This is a genomic window from Thalassospira sp. TSL5-1 (assembly GCF_001907695.1).
Classification (GTDB): Bacteria; Pseudomonadota; Alphaproteobacteria; order Rhodospirillales; family Thalassospiraceae; genus Thalassospira.
Genome location: NZ_KV880637.1, coordinates 1,376,860 through 1,393,014, shown reverse-complemented (window position 1 = coordinate 1,393,014; position 16,155 = coordinate 1,376,860). Strand labels below are relative to the sequence as shown.

The following is a 16,155-nucleotide window of genomic DNA, read 5'->3' as shown; positions in this document are numbered from 1 at the left end:
GGCACCCCCTGAATGACGGAACATTTCTCGGCAGAATTTGGCGAAACTGACCGCGACCTTCTGGCTGCAATGGCGTTTTGCTGGGCCGATATGCTGCTGGAAGTGGACGAAAATGGCCATGTCATTTTTGCCGCCGGTGCCATCAAAAGCCTGCTGGGCTGCCCACCGGAACGTTTGGTAGGCGAAGCACTGGAACATCTTGTTATCCCGGCCGAGCGCCCTTTGCTGCGCGCTTACCTGCATGGCGATAACGGTGTTAAACGCCTCGAAGAACTCGACATCGAGTTTAAGCTGCCCGCAAATACAGAACCATCCATGCCTGGCGTTTTACCGGTATCGATCAGCGGGTATTTGATATCGGACCCGATTGCCCGGTATTTTCTGGCAATTCGCCATCGCCCGGCACGCCCACGCGCCCGCTTGGGCATTGACCGCCTGATATTGCAGCAGGGCATTGCGGGACGCAGTCGTTTGCCCGGCACAACCAAAATAACAAATACTGGCGAAAAAACGCTGCCTGAAGCGGCCACCACACACTTTGCCAATTCCAGCCAAACAGCACCGCGCGAAACCGCACATACCGACACTACACCCGGCCATCACAACCACGCCTTAATCGTGCTTGAAAACCTTGCTGCGGCGCGCAGTCGGGCCGAAACCAGAGCAGCAAACGAACTGGCCGCCATGATCCGCGAACGCAGCCGCAATGGGGATGCAAACCGCGATGCGCAAAATGCAGCTGGCATACATGAACCCATGATCGAGCTTGAACGCCGCATTGTTGCCTATGCCAGCGCACTTCGCAGCGACGACCCGGCCTTTGCCGCCCGTCAAAACACTGCGGGGGGGAACATAAATGCCGACAATCCACATTCGGAATATGACCCGCAAAATTTCGCCATTGATGAAAACACGCTGGCCGCGCTTAACGCCCTTGATACGCTTGACGATGCGGCACTGGCGTCCTCTTTGACAGCCTTCCAGACGGAAAACGGCATAGACAAACCGGTTTTTGAGGGGCCGGATTACGAAGTTGCCCGTGCTGTTCATCATCAGCAAACCGTTGCGGGCGACATTTTTGCCACCAATCTGACCCGTGCTGTGGCCTATGCCCTTAACCGGTTGCATTCCCGCCGCGATCATCCCGATGATGTCAGCGCCGAAAAACTTTCCGCCAGCCTGCCCGGACTGATTCAGGAAACCATGAAATCAGTGCGCGCCTTTCGCGAAATCGTTAAAAACGGCTCCTTTGCTATCGCTTTACAGCCGATTGTCGGCCTGAATGATGAAAAAATCCATCATTACGAGGCCCTGGCCCGCTTTACCGGCACCGACGATACCATTGCAATTGACCAGATCATCCATTTCGCCGAAGGCACCGGCCTTATTACCGAATTCGACCTGGCGATGTCGCGCAAGGTGCTTGAATATATGCAATCCAACGCCTGCCCGGCCGGTATTCATATTGCCATCAATCTTTCGGGGCATTCCCTGGAACAACCCGACTTTGACACAGCCCTGCTGGATGTTTTAGGTGATTTCGCCATTGACCCGGCCCTGGTTTATTTTGAAGTCACCGAAACGGCACGCATCACCAATTTGCATCAGGTCAACAAGACCCTACAAAAGCTGCGCGTGCGGGGCCATATGGTATGTCTGGATGATTTTGGCGCGGGGGCGGCAAATTTCGAATATCTGAGCGCACTGGATGTGGATGTGATCAAATTTGACGGGCGGGCGATGCAAACCGCGCTGGCGACCCCCAAAGGCCGGGCTTTTTTAAAGGCAACCGCCTCGCTGTGTCATGATCTGAATATTCTGACCATCGCCGAAATGATCCATGATATGGACACCTTCACCACTCTTCGCGACCTGGGAATAGATTTCGGACAGGGCTATCATCTTGGTCATCCCGAAGCCATCGGCCACGCCCCGAAAAACCGCCGCAGCGCTGCCCCCACGGCCGCACCAACTGCCTCTTCGTCTGCAGGAGACCGCCGATGATTTCGCGTCTGATTGACCGTATTAAAAAATCACCAAACGAAAAGGTGGCAATCGCCCGCGAAAAAACAAATATCGACGCGGAACTGGCCGAAGCCGCCCGCAAGATTGGCGAAAACCCGGATGACCTGCCATCTTCAGCTTCTGCTACTTCTTCAAATTCTGCGCTCTCTGCCATACCGGCAGATCGCAGCAACAAACCAGATGATGCCGTTGCCGCCTCGCCAGGCGAGGCACAACCCAACGACCTGATCGAACGTCGTGAAGCCGCAATTAGTGGCACACTGAACCATCACGATGCCGGCGATGTTGACCAAAGCGCCCTGCGCTTTGAGCTAAACCCCACAACAATGGCCCAGGCCGAAGCGCCAGTGATGGTGATGCGCGCTGATGGCACACCGCTTTTTGCCAACAAAAATGCAATGGGTTTTGCTGATGGCATTCGCGAAGGCCTGTTTCCCGAAATCATCGCACTGGTTGCACGCGCCCTGGAAACCCCCGGCGGCGTTGTCCAGCTTTTGACCTTCGAAGTGCAGCGCGGCACGGCAACACTCGAGCTGACCGCCCTGCCAATGCACGATGATTTCATTTTGCTGCTGCCACGCGATGTATCGATGGATCGCAATCTGCGCGAAGCCCTGATTGATTCACGCCAGCGCTATCGCGACATTGTCGAAGTATCATCAGCCTTTGCCTGGGAAACCGATGAAAACGGCCAGTTTGTTTTTGTCTCCCCGCGTGGCGCAATGGATTATCAGGCCAAGGCCCTGTTGGGCCGCCTGCCAGTCGATTTCATGATCGAAAAAAACGACCAGGAGGCCGAACAGGTATTTCGCACCACACGCCCTGTGCGCGACGTGCCGATCTGGTTCTACCGTGCCAATGGCAGCAGTGCCTGCCTGTCGGTTTCGGCAACGCCGGTCATTAACCGCGACGGCCAATGGAGTGGCGCGCGCGGCCTGGCCCACGACATAACCGAACAGCGCCGGCACGAAACCGAAATTGCCAACGCCCGAAACCGTGACCGACTGATTACCTATATCGTGCGTGCCATGCGTGATGAAATTGACCCGACCGAAGTTTTACGCACCGCCGCCAGCGCCAGTTCGCGTGCACTTGCCTGTACCGCCTGCATCATTTTCCGTCCCGATTGCGATACACAGAACGGTAAAATGAAGGACGTTGCCAGCACCGGCGAGGATATTCACAAAAAGGTCGCCGCCGAAATCCTCAGCCAGCTTCCTGCCGATACCGATAATCAGGAAATCGAGCATGGTGACTACTGGATCAAAATTCGCCGTTGTCATTATCACCACCGGATTAACGGCGCTGTCGCTTTTTTGTTCGAGCGCGAAAATCCCCTGCCCAACGAAGGCGAACGCGCCATCATGGACGATGTGGCCGACCAGATCGGCATTGCCATCGAACAGGCGGATAATCACGATCGTATCGTCACTCTGTCACGCACAGACGGCATGACCGGACTTTTGAACCGCCGGGCATTTTTTGACGAGCTGAAACGGCGTTACGACCGGCTTTTAAAGCAGCCAGCCCCCGCAGCCCTGATGTATGTCGATATGGACAATTTCAAGCTGGTCAACGATATTCACGGGCACCAGCGCGGTGATGAAGCCATTTTGACCTTAAGCCGCATGTTGCAGGACAATACCCGCCCTGGCGACCTGGTAGCACGGCTGGGCGGGGATGAATTTGTTCTCTGGCTGGATCGGACCGATCGATCCGCTGCCGAAAATCGTGCCAAAGACCTGATTGCAGCAAGTGCCAGCCTGCGACCCTTTTCGGGCCGTGAAGACCGGCCTTTGGGCATTTCACTGGGCATTGCCGTCCATGAAACCCACGAAACCGAAACAATCGATGACCTCGTACAACGTGCAGACGACACGATGTATCAGGTCAAGAAACACGGCAAGGGCAGCTACGCCATTGCCGAACCAGTCGGCATTCATATGCCGGCAAAAAAATGACTAGGGAGCCTGCCCGATGAAGGGTTTTTTGCAGCGTGTGTTTACGCGGCGCAAGGAAACGCCGATTTCCTATGAAGAAGCTAAGAACATGGCGGCCAGCCCGGCCGCCAATGTGCGCGGGACCCTTGCTCAACGCCACGATACGCGACCGGAAATTCTGTATTTTCTCGCCAATGACGCCGATGCCTCCGTGCGCCGCCGCGTTGCCGAAAACGAGGCAACACCGGTTCAGGCCGACCTGCTGCTGACCGATGACAAGGACGACGATGTTCGCGGCACGCTGGCCCAGAAAATCGCCAATCTGGCCGATGGCCTGACCGACAACGAAACCGACAAATTACGGCGCATGACCTATCAGGCGCTGGAAAAACTGGCCCGTGACCAGGCCATTCAGGTGCGTCAGGTTATTGCCGAAACCCTGAAAGAATTTATCCAGGCGCCCCAGCCGATCATTGCCAAACTGGCCCGCGATACCGAAACCGTCGTTTGTGGGCCGATTTTGCAATATTCCCCGGTCCTGAGCGAAATGGACCTGCTGGAAATTATTGAAAACAATACCGGGTCTGGCGCGCTAAGCTTTGTTTCCCAACGCCGGAACCTGAACGAACGGCTGTCCGATGCCATTGCCGCATCAACTGATAAGGATGCCATTTCGCATCTTTTAGGCAACCGTTCCGCCCAGATTCGCGAAGAAACCCTTGATCAGCTTATTGATCGCGCCCCGGACATTGAAGAATGGCATGAACCTTTGGTAAAACGCCCGAAACTTGGCCCCTCGGCCGCGGGTAAACTGGCGCGCTTTGTCGCACAGAACCTGATTTCGGTTTTGGAACGGCGCAAAGACCTGAAAGATGACCAGCTTGCCCTGGTGCGCAAGGTTGTCGAACGACGGATCGAGGCCGGAGAATTTACCGAACATCCTGTCAAAGACGAAAAGAACACCAACAAAAAATCCGCCGACAAAAAAAATGCCGCACCGGATGATGATCAATCCGGCATGACCCAGGACGAGGCCTATCAAATGGCTATCGACCTGCATGCCAAAGGCAAGCTGACCGATGCCCACATTGCCAGCGCCATGACGGAAAACGATGTCAAATTTGCCCGTGCCGCCCTTGCCGTGCGGGCTGGCATCCCACCTGAAGCAGTTGCAAAGGTGCTCAACACCCATTCCGCCAAGGGGGTGGTTTCGCTGGCTTGGAAGGCCGGGTTGCCAGCCGACCTTGCGGTAAAAATACAGGTCAAGCTGGGGCATGTTCCGCCGGGGCAGGCCCTTAACCCGCGTTCAGGCAATGCTTACCCCCTAAGCGAGGACGACATGCTTTGGCAGCTTGAATTTTTCACCGGCATGGCGACTGTCGGGCTACGCTAACCCTTTGCCGGGCAGCGTGAATGTTCAGGCTGCCGGGCGGCGCATGGAAATATGGGGAATACCGTCCTCGTCAAACGGTTCCCCTTCCTGAACGAAGCCAAGGGCACCATAAAACTTTTCCAGATGATGCTGGGCATTCAGGAAAATACCGAGGCCGGCAAACTGTTCTTCGCAGGCCAGGATCGACTGTTTCATGATCTCACGGCCAACCCCCTGCCCGCGCAGATTTGCCGACGCCACAACGCGGCCAATGGCAGGGTCATTGCCCTGCTGGCCATGCTCGGGGTCAATCCCGGCGGGGACAATGCGGGTTGCGGCGACAACCTTGCCATCCATCATGCCCAGCACATGAATGGACAGCGGGTCCAGGCCATCAATTTCCGGGAAAATACAATTTTGTTCGATGATAAAAATCTGCTGGCGCAGCATCAAAAGGTCATGCAACTGGTACAGCGACATTTCGTCAAACGTGCCGCGCCACCACGTAATATTTTGTGAAGCCATTGATATTCCAAACAGTCCCGTTATTTCTGGCGATGCTCAATGTGGTAAACAAAAACATCCCCCTCCACAAGAGAGGCCAGCAGGATATTGCCTGTCATATCGCAAAATGCCTTCATGTCCGCGACAGAGCCCGGGTCAGTTGCCATCACCTTGAGGACACCGCCCGGCGGAACATCGCGCAATGCCTTTTTGGTTTTTAAAACCGGCATCGGGCACATCAACCCGCGCGCATCCAGAACCAGGCTGAAAGGTTCACCGGCTGAAGCTGTCATGGCTTTTCCTTCAACATTATAATCTGCACATCAATCACGACAAATGACGTCATTGATGATTTGGCGATTGTTGCATTTGCACAATATGTTAGACTGACCACAAATAATCAATCAAACGCTCACGCCTGTGCTGCCGAAATGCAAATCTATCTGCCTATCGCCGAGATGTCGGTAAATGTTCTGCTTATTTTGGGTCTCGGCGGCGGTGTCGGATTTGTGTCCGGACTCTTCGGCGTGGGGGGTGGATTTTTGATAACCCCCCTTCTGATCTTTTTTGGCATTCCGCCTGCGGTTTCGGTGGCAACAGCCGCCAACCAGATTGTTGCCTCATCCCTTTCCGGGGTGATTGTGCATTGGCGACGCGGCAATGTGGATGTCAAAATGGGGCTGGTCCTGCTGGTGGGCGGTCTTGTCGGCTCGTCATCCGGTGTGGGTGTTTTTGCCTGGCTGCGTTCTCTTGGGCAAATCGATCTGGTCATTTCGCTGTGTTATGTCGTTTTTCTTGGCACGATTGGCGGCATGATGATGATCGAGGCCTCGCGCGCCATTTTCCGAACCCGGCGCAAAAGCGGCCAGGTTCGCCGCACCAAAAAACACCAGCACGGCTTTTTTCACCGCCTGCCGCTCAAGGTCCGGTTTTACCGCTCCGGGCTTTATGTCAGCGCGCTTTTGCCACTTCTGGTCGGTTTTTTTGTTGGCCTGCTAACCGCCTTGATGGGGGTTGGTGGCGGGTTTGTCATGGTTCCGGCCATGATTTACATTCTGGGCATGCCCACCAGTGTCGTCATCGGCACGTCGCTGTTTCAAATCATTTTTGTTTCGGCCAACGTCACCATCCTGCAATCGATCCAAACGCACACCGTTGATATTGCTCTGGCCCTGTTGCTGGTGGCCGGTGCGGTTGTCGGCGCGCAATTTGGCGCGCGCTTTGGCGCACGCATCAAGGCGGAATATCTGCGTGCCGGGCTGGCCGCCCTGGTGCTGGCCGTATGTATCAAACTTGCGCTTGATCTTGTCATTACCCCCAACGACCTGTTTTCCGTTGCGCCGGGGAACCTGTAATGATGAAGCCCCGTCATAATATTCCCTGTCCGTTTTTCAACACTGCCGCCACCAAAAAATCCGTGCCCGATGCGCCCCGCCTGCCCGTTTTCATGGCCTGCCTATTGATCCTTGCCTGGGCTGCGCTGGACATCAAACCAGCCAAGGCCGACCCGCTGGTGGTGGACCTGTCGAACCATCTGGTTGCGATCAGCACCGGTTTTACCGGCACCGACGTCTTATTGTTCGGGGCCATTGAAACCAAGGGCGATGTCGTTATCACCGTGCGTGGACCGGAACGCGACATGGTTGTGCGCCGCAAGGAACGCAAATTGGGCATCTGGATCAATTCCCAAAGTGCCTATGTGCGCAATGTCCCCACCTACTATGCCACAGCAGCAAGCAGGCCCATTGAACTGATTGCCAATGACAGGCTGTTTGCCTCGCGCCATATCGGGCTGCAAAACCAGCGTTTTGTCACCACAATGCAGGGTGAAGACACCGATGACAGCCTGTATCGGGAGGCCTTGTTGCGCAATATGGAATATGCCGGGCTGTATAATGACAAACCGGCCAAAATCAGCTTTTTGTCAAACCAGCTGTTTCGCACCGACATTCATTTTCCTGCCAACACGCCAACCGGCACCTATGTGATTGATGTGTACCTGATCCGGGACGGCAAAATTGCCAGCATCAAAAGCACCCCGCTGGTGGTTTCCAAAACCGGCGTCAGTGCCGAAGTTTATGATTTCGCCCACCGTTATTCCGCCCTTTATGGCATTATTGCCGTGATTATTGCCGGTTTTGCCGGCTGGCTTGCCAGCGTTATTTTCCGCAAAAACTAACACCGTTTTTGCTACGATATCCGCCAAAAAACACGCGCACTGGTTGTGTGAATCGCATTTTTTGCAGGCCGCCATGCAGCATTTCATGCAAAAAGGGCTTGGATATTGCCCGCCGCATGCGGCACAATTTGGCAAACACAATAGAAAGACAGGTCGCAACATGGCAATGCCGCGCCGCGACCGCCTCCATCTAAACAGGGCAGGAACCACATGAACTCCACTAACGCTGATCGGGAACTGCTGAGTTCAAATAACCGAACATTTCTGGTGGTCGTCGATGACAGCGACGAAATGACCAAGGCATTGCGCTATGCCTGCCGCCGTGCCCAGCATACCGGTGGCCGGGTTGCACTGCTGAGTGTGATCGAACCCGCCGAATTCCAGCACTGGATGGCCGTTGGCGACCTGATGCAGGAAGAAGCCCGCGAAAATGCCGAAAACCGTATTAATGAACTGGCAGGTTACGTGCACGAACAAACCGGTTTTATGCCACTGCTGTTCATTCGCGAAGGGCGCATCAAGGACGAGCTTCTTTCCGTGCTGGAAGAAGAACAAATTTCCATTCTGGTGCTGGCCGCCAGTGCAAATAATGAAGGCCCCGGACCATTGATTACGGCCCTGACCAAAAGCGACGTGGTCGGCCAGTTGCGCTTGCCACTTACTATTGTGCCTGCGGCCCTGTCCGATGCCGATATAGACGCCCTAAGCTAATCCGCCGTTTGATCTGACAATCCAACATGTCTTAAAACGGCCTGCTTACAAAAGTCAGGCCGTTTTCTGTTCCAGGAAATCCATGTAGGCATCAAACGATTCCTGCTGCCCGAACAAGACATGTGACCGGTTACGAATGGCCTGGGCAATAACCGAACGGCGGCGTTTATCGGTTGCCAGTGTCAGGGCTGTTTCGACATAATCAGCCGAATTATAGGCCACACAGTCAAAAACCGAAATTTGCCGATAACAGGTATGGCTCCGCCGGGTGCGGGCTTCCTTGCCCGGTAATGTTACCAGCGGCACACCCAGCCCCAAACAGTCAAAGCCCAGCATCGCATCGTTCCAGGCCGGGCTTTCCAGCACCACATCCACCGCACCCAAAAGCGATAGCATTTCGGCCCGGTTGCGCACATTGACAAAGCGCATCCGCCCGGCCACATCGCCATGACTGATGGCAAAACGCCGCCCCCATGCCGCATCCCAGGCATCGCGGGCCGGAGCAATCAGCAACAATTCCGCTGTTTCATCCAGGCGCAGAATTTCGGCAATCAGCGGGTCAAAATCCGCACTTAAAACATCAAGCGGTTGCGGGCACAAATAACTGTTGCGGTCCTCGTCAATGCGCCACTGGCGTTGCAGGTCGCGGGTGGTGTTATCGGGCACATTGGGGGCCTCGCCATTTACAAACAGGCCTGGCAACCGCACCAGTGTTTCACTATATCGGCTTTCCCCGCCTGCAGCTTCCCAGTCATCGGCAACGAAATGATAGTCAATATTTGCAAGCCCGGTTGTCGCGGCAATGCCACCCCCGGCCACTTGCAGCGGGGCCAGCCGCCAGCTTGCCAATAACATGGTATAAGCATCGGCCTGGGCATCGACATAATGCAGCACATCAAATTCAAGGCCGGTAATAACCCGGGCCGAATGTTTGGGATCCAGCGGCAGGCGCACCACCAGGTCGGCATTGGCATCAATGCGCGATGTAATATCATCTTCACCCAAAGGCGGGCGCACCACGGTAATATCAAACCTGTCCCGGTCCAGGGCGGCGACAAAACCGGCAATCCAGCGGCCGATGCCATTATTGCACATATTGGCCGATACAATGCCCAGCCGCACCTTGCGACCCTTTGTCGAGGTGGCATCACGCACCGATGGCACATCAGCATCAGCGGCCAGTTGCTCCCAATAGCGGCCAACAGCCCGCAACTGGTCATCCCCCTGCGGGCGCAGGGCGGCACGCCAGACCGGCGGAAACCGGGTTAATGTCACCGGGTCTATCCGGCCGGGAACCGGGGTGGTGCCATTCTCATCGTCAGATAAAATGGCATCTTCGACAATGTCACGAACGACTTCATCATTCTGGGCGTTAATATCGACCGGAACCGGCGAAAATAACAGCCGCCGGGCCGTGCGAAACAGAGTTGCATCTTCGCCATTGCGAATTTTGCGATCAATGGTCTTTTGCAAAACCTCGTGCGCCATTTCGGCGTCGGTTTGCTCGGAAAGTTCAACTGCCAGGCGGAAAACCGCATCGTCACCGCCCCCGGCCCCGATCGCGGCACCAAAACGTTCGACCGCCTCGTTATGACGTCCCGAAAGGCTTAAGCCTTCGCCCATCATCAGCAACAATTCCGGGTCATTGGGGTAATGGCGCAAAAGAGGTTCAAGGGCGGCAATGGCTTCCGTCCCCTGCCCGGTCCGCAAATTCAGCAAGGCCAGGGTCCGCCGGGCAATTTCGGCATCGGGGTCCAGGGCCAGAACCTGACGCAAACAATGCAGCGCCCCGGCAAACTGCCCCAGGCGAAACAGCGCTTCACCATAGGCGGTCAAGGCCTTTTTATGGCCCGGCGACAAGCGCAATGCCCGCATCAGCGCATCACTGGCGGCCACCGTGCGCCCCTGATCAAGCAATATCTGGCCCAGCAATACCAGCGCCATGACGATATCGTCACACAAAGACAGGGCATGGCGGCATTCGGCTTCGGCCTTTTCCAAATCACCACAATCGCGCAGGCAGGCGGCGTAATTGGCGTGGATATCGGCACTATCGGGGGCCAGCTCCAGCGCGGTTTCGTAATTTTCGCGCGCATGGTCAAGATCGCCAAGGTCGCGATAGGTATTGGCAAGATTACAATACAGGGCCGCCGAGTCCGGACACAGGCGAATCGCGCGTTTAAACGCGCCAATGGCATCGCGGTTTTTACCCGCCGCCTTCAGGGCGCGGGCATGGTCATGCTGGATTTCGGCATTGCTGGCATCGGCAATGGCGGCACGGCCCATGCGTTCGGCCGCAATATCAAACCGGCCCTGTTTCAACGCCACCAAACCGGCAAGGTGCATGGGCTCAACCGCTTGCGGATAGGCAAGCGTCAACATGCGGCAGGCATCTTCGGCCTCCGCGAAATGACCAGCCTCGAACAGGTCGAGGGCTGAATAAAACATCTCGCCCAGCTCAGACAACGAATTTTCAACCATTCGATCAGAACGCATTTCGATATTCATGCGCGAACAATAACCAGCAAGCGTTAACAAACCACGCAATTCAAACAGGGACAATCAAACAAAAGGCGACCTGCCAGATCAACGATGATTTTCCAGTAAGTCAAAAGTGTGATGTTCTGAAATACCGGGTTCGCCCGCGTTTAAAACCTTCCAGTCTGCGGCTTTGGCATTAATCACCCCGCCCTGATGTAAACATTGCGAAAGCAGACCATTTTCGCGCAACGTCTTTAAACCACGGTTCAAAACCGCAATAATTCGTTCTGCCCGCATATCCCCGCGCGATACCATAAAATGCTGGGAGCCAGGCAAGGCCACCTTTACGTCAGCCACCGGCGCAAGTTTTAACCCATTCAGTTCCCGCACCATGTCGGGGCGGGCTGAAAATTCCAGCAAGGTAAAATCGGCACGGCCCTGCCCGATCAGATTATACATCTGCGACATTGTGCTTGCCGGAAACAGGCTGGCAAGGCGCATATTTTGCAAAACCTGCCAGTCCAGCCGCCAATGCAGGTTGGTCGCCGCAATCAAAGGGCGCAAATCCCTTATATCGTGAATGTTTTTCAATAATGGATTCTCGGGTAGGCCATAAATCCCTTTAAAAAATTCACCCGAACGAATAAAGGCATCGCTTTTCAAAACATGCTCATTCTGATCCATGTTAAAATCCCAGTCGGCTTTAATCGTCGCCATCCCGGTTTCGACCATCATTCTGCTGCGCGCGGAATTTGGCGAACCAATACCAACCAATTTAACATCCATGCCCCCTGCTTTCAGGGCTTCACGCAACAGTACATAATTGGTCAGTGAATAATTGCCCGTATTAGGACTTTTACACTGGTCACAAAACCCGCCTGGATGCGGGTCATTATAGCATTCTTGCACCCCGGCAAGATCAACGGAGCGGATCGGCATGACAAGAGGCGGGTCCGCCTGCGCAACCCTTGGCAGCGAGCCAACCATCACGGTTAGCAACACGGCAAGAATTTTTGCAAAATCACAGTTTAGCCGGCGCCAACACCACATTTTTTCCTCCCCTGAACCTTGCGGTCCAAACAGAATTATATTTTATGGCAACACCATACCCTATCCCCTGCTTTCGTATTAGACACAAAACTAACCCGCCTCACATAACTCAAAACGGGCCTGCACCTGGCAGACCCGCTCCCAAGAAAATATCCTGTTCCTGCCGTCAGGAAGCGTGCTGGTAATAACGGCCAAACCGGTTTGCCAGGAAGTCACCAAGCGTAACCTGTTCCTGTTGAATATACCCCTTGCCCGGCAGGCTGCCGGTCAACACCATGTCCATCACGGCGCACAAACCCGCCGATGTCGTCACCTGAATGGCCGACCAGTCCCGCGGGCCGATACGCGTCCCATGTACTTTGCGAATGAAGTTTTCTTCACACAGATACCCGTCACGCTCGCCAACGGCATCGGCAAAAATGACAATCACATCCTGGCTGGTAATCGGCAGCGATTTTTCAAAAATATCCTTCATCAGCTCCGGGCGCTGCCCCAGTGCCAGATCCTCGATCAGGATTTTCAGAATTTCCTGATGGCCAGGATAGCGCACCGTTTTGTAATCCAGGCTATCGACCTTGCCTTCCAGCATGTCACACAGGGCACCAACCCCGCCCGATGTATTGAAGGCTTCATATTCGGTACCATCAATGGTGAAACGCTCATATCCTTCCAGCGGCAAAACCTCGATGCGTTTGCCTTTATGGATCGCTTCACACGGGTTCAGATATTCATTGATCAAGCCATCGGTGGACCAGGTAAGATTATATTTCAAACGGTTGGTCGGGTTTTGTGGCAGGGCCCCTACCCGCAGGCGCAGGCTGCGCACTTTATCAAACCGTTTAAACAGGTCGTGAGCGGCAATCGAAATGAAACCCGGCGCCAAACCACATTGCGGGACAAAGGCGCCGTCCGCCCCCTTGGAGATTTCGCGAATGGCGCGGGTGGTTTCAACATCCTCTGTCACGTCAAAATAGGATGCCCCAATATCACGCGCGACACGGGCAATCGCGACATTCAGATAAAACGGACAGGTGGAAAGAATGGCATCATGGCCGCGCGCGACATCGCGCAAGGCAGCTTCGTCGGTAACATCAACCGTAACCAGCTTGGCCGCATTATCCGGTGCGCATACTTCCAGCATCTGGCCATTGGAGTCAGCCAATGTGACCGCATAATCACCGCTTTCATGCAGCATAACCGAAACAATACGGCCAATTTTACCTGCCCCCAGAACCAGTACTTTTTTCATTGCCATCTCCCGATAAAATGTGCCGCCTGATGCAGCGGTCAAGGATTGTTGGGTTTGAATAATTTCAATCTTTAAATGCTCTGCCACTGGACTGCCGGAAACAACCCGGCAATACTGTGGAAACGTCTAAATGAACCATCATATTCATGGGTATTTCCGTTGAAACGACAGCTTGATGAAATTGACCGCCGCCTGATTGCCCGCCTGCAACAGGATGCCCGCCTGCCCACCGCCGCCCTGGCGCGCGATGTGGGCCTGTCCCGCTCTGCCGTACAGGAACGCCTGGAAAGGCTGCAAAAAAGCCAGATTATCCGGGGTTATTCGGTTATTTTAGGCGACGAAGCCCGCCCGCGCCTGTTGGCCGAGGTGATGATCCAGGTTGAACCGCAAAAATCAGCCGGAGTGGTGGCCGCCCTGCAAAAAATCACCGGCTGCATTCGCTGTCTGGCGATTTCGGGGGAATTTGACCTGATCGCCGAAATTTGTGCCGACACGCCCGAAGAACTTGACCAGCTTCTGGACCGTATCGGGACATTGGGGGGGATTAAACGCACATCAAGCTCGATCATTCTTTCCACCAAGTTTGATCGTCGTCCGTCTCCTCAACCATTTTCCTAGGATTTGAAAGCCACTAGACTTACTCTAGCGTCAGGACCTCGTTATCCACATCCCGATCCCGCTTCTGCCAAGGCCAGTCAGACTTGAAAACCAAACGGCGCTATTCTGTTCTAACCGTACTGCTTGCCAGCTTTCTTACGACCAGTATCGGCGGCGTTGGCGTTGCCCTGTATTTGGGGTTGGGGGCGGCCTACGAAAACACCCGCAATCTGTGGGTGCTGGTGGCAGATAATGAACTGATTTCACTACAGCGCGCCATGAGCGAACGCATGGATAATGTTGGCGCACGGGCCAACTGGGTAGCTGATCAAGTCTCCCAGGGGCGCCTGGACCCGGATTTCACCCTAGGCTGGGACAATGCCATGCGCGCCCTTGCGGCCGACGAAATGGATGTCATGGCCTATGGCCTGATCAATGGCGAACGGGAATTTACCGGATACAACCCCGCCGATATGTCGGCAATCAAATATACCCTGTCGCCTGACAACATGTTGATATCGGAAATTTCGCAATTGCGTGGCCCAAGCGAAAACCGCACCAGCTTTCCGCGCTGGGACCCGTTTTTTAACCAGCCAGTGATTGTGGACTGGGTGCCGCTGCTGCGCGACGGGCATTATCTGGGAATTTTTGTCCAGTATATTTCCCTTTCCAACCTGTCGCACAGTTTGGTGCGCGGGCGCGAAAATTCACCCGGTGTGCCGTTTATCATTGTGGCAGGTAACCGGGTTCTCGCGCACCCCATGCTGCAAAGCTGGGGCAACCATATTGCCAGCACCCTGGTGGATGATGCCCGACAAATCCGGCGCAGCCCGATTCCCCTGCCCCGCACGGTTGATATTGGCGACCCGGTTTTGGCCAATCTCGGCCAGTCGGAAAAGCTTGATTACCCCGCCTATAACAAAGGCACAACGACCAGCAATGTGCAGCTTTCCGGGCTAAACCTGAACGACCAGTATTCTGTCATCGTAACCCGGCAGGTCGAAAATACGCCTTTTTCGCCGCTGATCATTGGCATTCATTTTGAAGAAAGCCTGTTTGATGCCGAATTTGACCGCCTGGTTCTAACTGCAGTGCTGGGCGGGCTTGTGCTGTTGCTGTCCATTATTATGGCCATCATTGTTTCGCGCCATTTTACCCGCCCCATTCGCCGTTTCGCCACAGCCGCGCGCAGCCTTGAATCCGGCCATCTTGATATGATCCCCAGCCTGACCGGCAGTCGTATTCGCGAATATGACGATGCCGCGCGGTCCTTTAACCATATGATTGTCGCGCTGCGTGACCGCGAACGCATCAGCAGCCTGTTTGGCAAATTCCTGCCGCCCTCGATTGCCCGGGAATTACTGGCATCAGGCACCGATTCCGGCGTTTTACCGCCCCAACAACGCGATGCTACCGTACTGTTTGTGGATATTGTCGGCTTTACCACCATGTGCGAGCAACTGGACCCTGCGCGAATCGTTGCCATGCTGAATGCCTATTTTGATACCGTCACCGACATCATCGAACAGCATGGTGGCATTATCACACAGTTTCAGGGCGATGCGGTGCTGGCGGTTTACAATGCCTTTGACGATTTAAATCATCATGCCGATGCCGCCCTTGATACCGCCATCAACATTCAAAAGGCCGTCAAAAACCAGATGTTTGACGGACAAACAATATCGTGCCGTTGCGGGATCAATACCGGGCGCATGATTGCAGGCAATGTCGGTGCAACCGACCGGTTGTCCTTTACCGTGCATGGCGATGCGGTCAACAGTGCGTCACGGCTTGAAGCCGAAAACAAGCACTTTGGCACCGAAATCCTGTTAAGTGACAGCACGCGCAACAGCCTGGCAAACCCTACCCGCGTCACCATTGCGGGGGACGTCCTGCTGCGTGGTCGCAGCCAGTCCACCGCCGTTTATACCGTTGCCAACGCGCCTGACTAGGGCGATTTGTCTTTAAACACACTGCAAGCAGTCACAGGAACGACAGGGGCTGGCTGGAGCCCACGCACAGCGCCAAAAAACACAAAACGCCACCA

13 protein-coding genes are annotated in these 16,155 nt (G+C 54.9%); 8 read left to right on the top strand and 5 right to left on the bottom strand.

Annotated elements, in window-relative coordinates:
- Window positions 1-12 precede the first annotated feature (12 nt).
- From LF95_RS06585 to LF95_RS06575, 3 genes are read left to right on the top strand one after another with little or no spacing between them, the layout of a single operon-like run.
- Window positions 13-2,004 (top strand): sensor domain-containing phosphodiesterase, encoded by a 1,992-nt coding sequence (locus LF95_RS06585; protein WP_073954204.1) that lies wholly within the window; start codon window positions 13-15, stop codon window positions 2,002-2,004.
- Entirely contained in the window at window positions 2,001-3,986 is a 1,986-nt protein-coding gene (locus LF95_RS06580; RefSeq protein WP_083607536.1) for a sensor domain-containing diguanylate cyclase, read from the top strand. The genes LF95_RS06585 and LF95_RS06580 overlap by 4 nt, the downstream gene beginning before the upstream one ends.
- A gap of 16 nt (window positions 3,987-4,002) precedes the next feature.
- Window positions 4,003-5,358: a DUF2336 domain-containing protein gene (locus LF95_RS06575; RefSeq protein ID WP_073954203.1), complete on the top strand. Its 1,356-nt coding sequence runs from the start codon at window positions 4,003-4,005 to the stop codon at window positions 5,356-5,358.
- 24 nt (window positions 5,359-5,382) lie between these two features.
- On the opposite strand, the gene LF95_RS06570 is transcribed toward LF95_RS06575, so the two are convergent.
- Both LF95_RS06570 and LF95_RS06565 read right to left on the bottom strand, forming a co-directional pair.
- Window positions 5,383-5,862 (bottom strand): GNAT family N-acetyltransferase, encoded by a 480-nt coding sequence (locus LF95_RS06570; protein WP_073954202.1) that lies wholly within the window; start codon window positions 5,860-5,862, stop codon window positions 5,383-5,385.
- Window positions 5,863-5,882: 20 nt separating this feature from the next.
- The gene (locus LF95_RS06565) at window positions 5,883-6,134 is read right to left on the bottom strand and encodes a sulfurtransferase TusA family protein (protein ID WP_073954201.1); all 252 of its coding nucleotides are present in this window, start codon (window positions 6,132-6,134) and stop codon (window positions 5,883-5,885) included.
- A gap of 138 nt (window positions 6,135-6,272) precedes the next feature.
- On the opposite strand from LF95_RS06565, the gene LF95_RS06560 reads away from it, so the two are divergent.
- The 3 genes from LF95_RS06560 to LF95_RS06545 all read left to right on the top strand — a co-directional run bounded on the left by LF95_RS06560 (window position 6,273) and on the right by LF95_RS06545 (window position 8,731).
- A complete protein-coding gene (locus LF95_RS06560; protein WP_073954895.1) occupies window positions 6,273-7,196 on the top strand; it encodes a sulfite exporter TauE/SafE family protein in 924 nt (307 codons plus the stop codon).
- Entirely contained in the window at window positions 7,196-8,020 is an 825-nt protein-coding gene (locus LF95_RS06555; protein ID WP_252509676.1) for a TIGR02186 family protein, read from the top strand. Before LF95_RS06560 ends, LF95_RS06555 begins: the two co-directional genes overlap by 1 nt.
- Before the next feature lie 210 nt (window positions 8,021-8,230).
- Window positions 8,231-8,731, top strand: a complete 501-nt coding sequence (locus LF95_RS06545) for a universal stress protein (RefSeq protein ID WP_073954199.1) — start codon at window positions 8,231-8,233, stop codon at window positions 8,729-8,731.
- A gap of 54 nt (window positions 8,732-8,785) precedes the next feature.
- On the opposite strand, the gene LF95_RS06540 is transcribed toward LF95_RS06545, so the two are convergent.
- From LF95_RS06540 to LF95_RS06530, 3 genes are all read right to left on the bottom strand, one after another.
- Complete coding sequence (locus tag LF95_RS06540) at window positions 8,786-11,227, bottom strand: tetratricopeptide repeat protein (RefSeq protein ID WP_252509675.1); 2,442 nt, start codon at window positions 11,225-11,227, stop codon at window positions 8,786-8,788.
- Window positions 11,228-11,317: 90 nt separating this feature from the next.
- Entirely contained in the window at window positions 11,318-12,262 is a 945-nt protein-coding gene (locus tag LF95_RS06535) for a type 2 periplasmic-binding domain-containing protein (RefSeq protein WP_073954198.1), read from the bottom strand.
- A gap of 166 nt (window positions 12,263-12,428) precedes the next feature.
- Window positions 12,429-13,511 carry a saccharopine dehydrogenase family protein gene (locus LF95_RS06530; protein WP_073954892.1) on the bottom strand — a complete coding sequence of 361 codons (1,083 nt, stop codon included), beginning with the start codon at window positions 13,509-13,511 and terminating at the stop codon, window positions 12,429-12,431.
- Between the two features lie 159 nt (window positions 13,512-13,670).
- On the opposite strand from LF95_RS06530, the gene LF95_RS06525 reads away from it, so the two are divergent.
- The gene (locus tag LF95_RS06525; RefSeq protein WP_073954197.1) at window positions 13,671-14,129 is read left to right on the top strand and encodes an Lrp/AsnC family transcriptional regulator; all 459 of its coding nucleotides are present in this window, start codon (window positions 13,671-13,673) and stop codon (window positions 14,127-14,129) included.
- Window positions 14,130-14,212: 83 nt separating this feature from the next.
- Window positions 14,213-16,060: an adenylate/guanylate cyclase domain-containing protein gene (locus tag LF95_RS06520; protein ID WP_073954196.1), complete on the top strand. Its 1,848-nt coding sequence runs from the start codon at window positions 14,213-14,215 to the stop codon at window positions 16,058-16,060.
- Window positions 16,061-16,155 lie beyond the last annotated feature (95 nt).

Coding starts and splice junctions, on each gene's coding strand:
- LF95_RS06585 (WP_073954204.1), top strand. CDS start 13: ATGACGGAACATTTCTCGGCAGAATTTGGCGAAACTGACCGCGACCTT.
- LF95_RS06580 (WP_083607536.1), top strand. CDS start 2,001: ATGATTTCGCGTCTGATTGACCGTATTAAAAAATCACCAAACGAAAAG.
- LF95_RS06575 (WP_073954203.1), top strand. CDS start 4,003: ATGAAGGGTTTTTTGCAGCGTGTGTTTACGCGGCGCAAGGAAACGCCG.
- LF95_RS06570 (WP_073954202.1), bottom strand. CDS start 5,862: ATGGCTTCACAAAATATTACGTGGTGGCGCGGCACGTTTGACGAAATG.
- LF95_RS06565 (WP_073954201.1), bottom strand. CDS start 6,134: ATGACAGCTTCAGCCGGTGAACCTTTCAGCCTGGTTCTGGATGCGCGC.
- LF95_RS06560 (WP_073954895.1), top strand. CDS start 6,273: ATGCAAATCTATCTGCCTATCGCCGAGATGTCGGTAAATGTTCTGCTT.
- LF95_RS06555 (WP_252509676.1), top strand. CDS start 7,196: ATGATGAAGCCCCGTCATAATATTCCCTGTCCGTTTTTCAACACTGCC.
- LF95_RS06545 (WP_073954199.1), top strand. CDS start 8,231: ATGAACTCCACTAACGCTGATCGGGAACTGCTGAGTTCAAATAACCGA.
- LF95_RS06540 (WP_252509675.1), bottom strand. CDS start 11,227: ATGCGTTCTGATCGAATGGTTGAAAATTCGTTGTCTGAGCTGGGCGAG.
- LF95_RS06535 (WP_073954198.1), bottom strand. CDS start 12,262: ATGTGGTGTTGGCGCCGGCTAAACTGTGATTTTGCAAAAATTCTTGCC.
- LF95_RS06530 (WP_073954892.1), bottom strand. CDS start 13,511: ATGAAAAAAGTACTGGTTCTGGGGGCAGGTAAAATTGGCCGTATTGTT.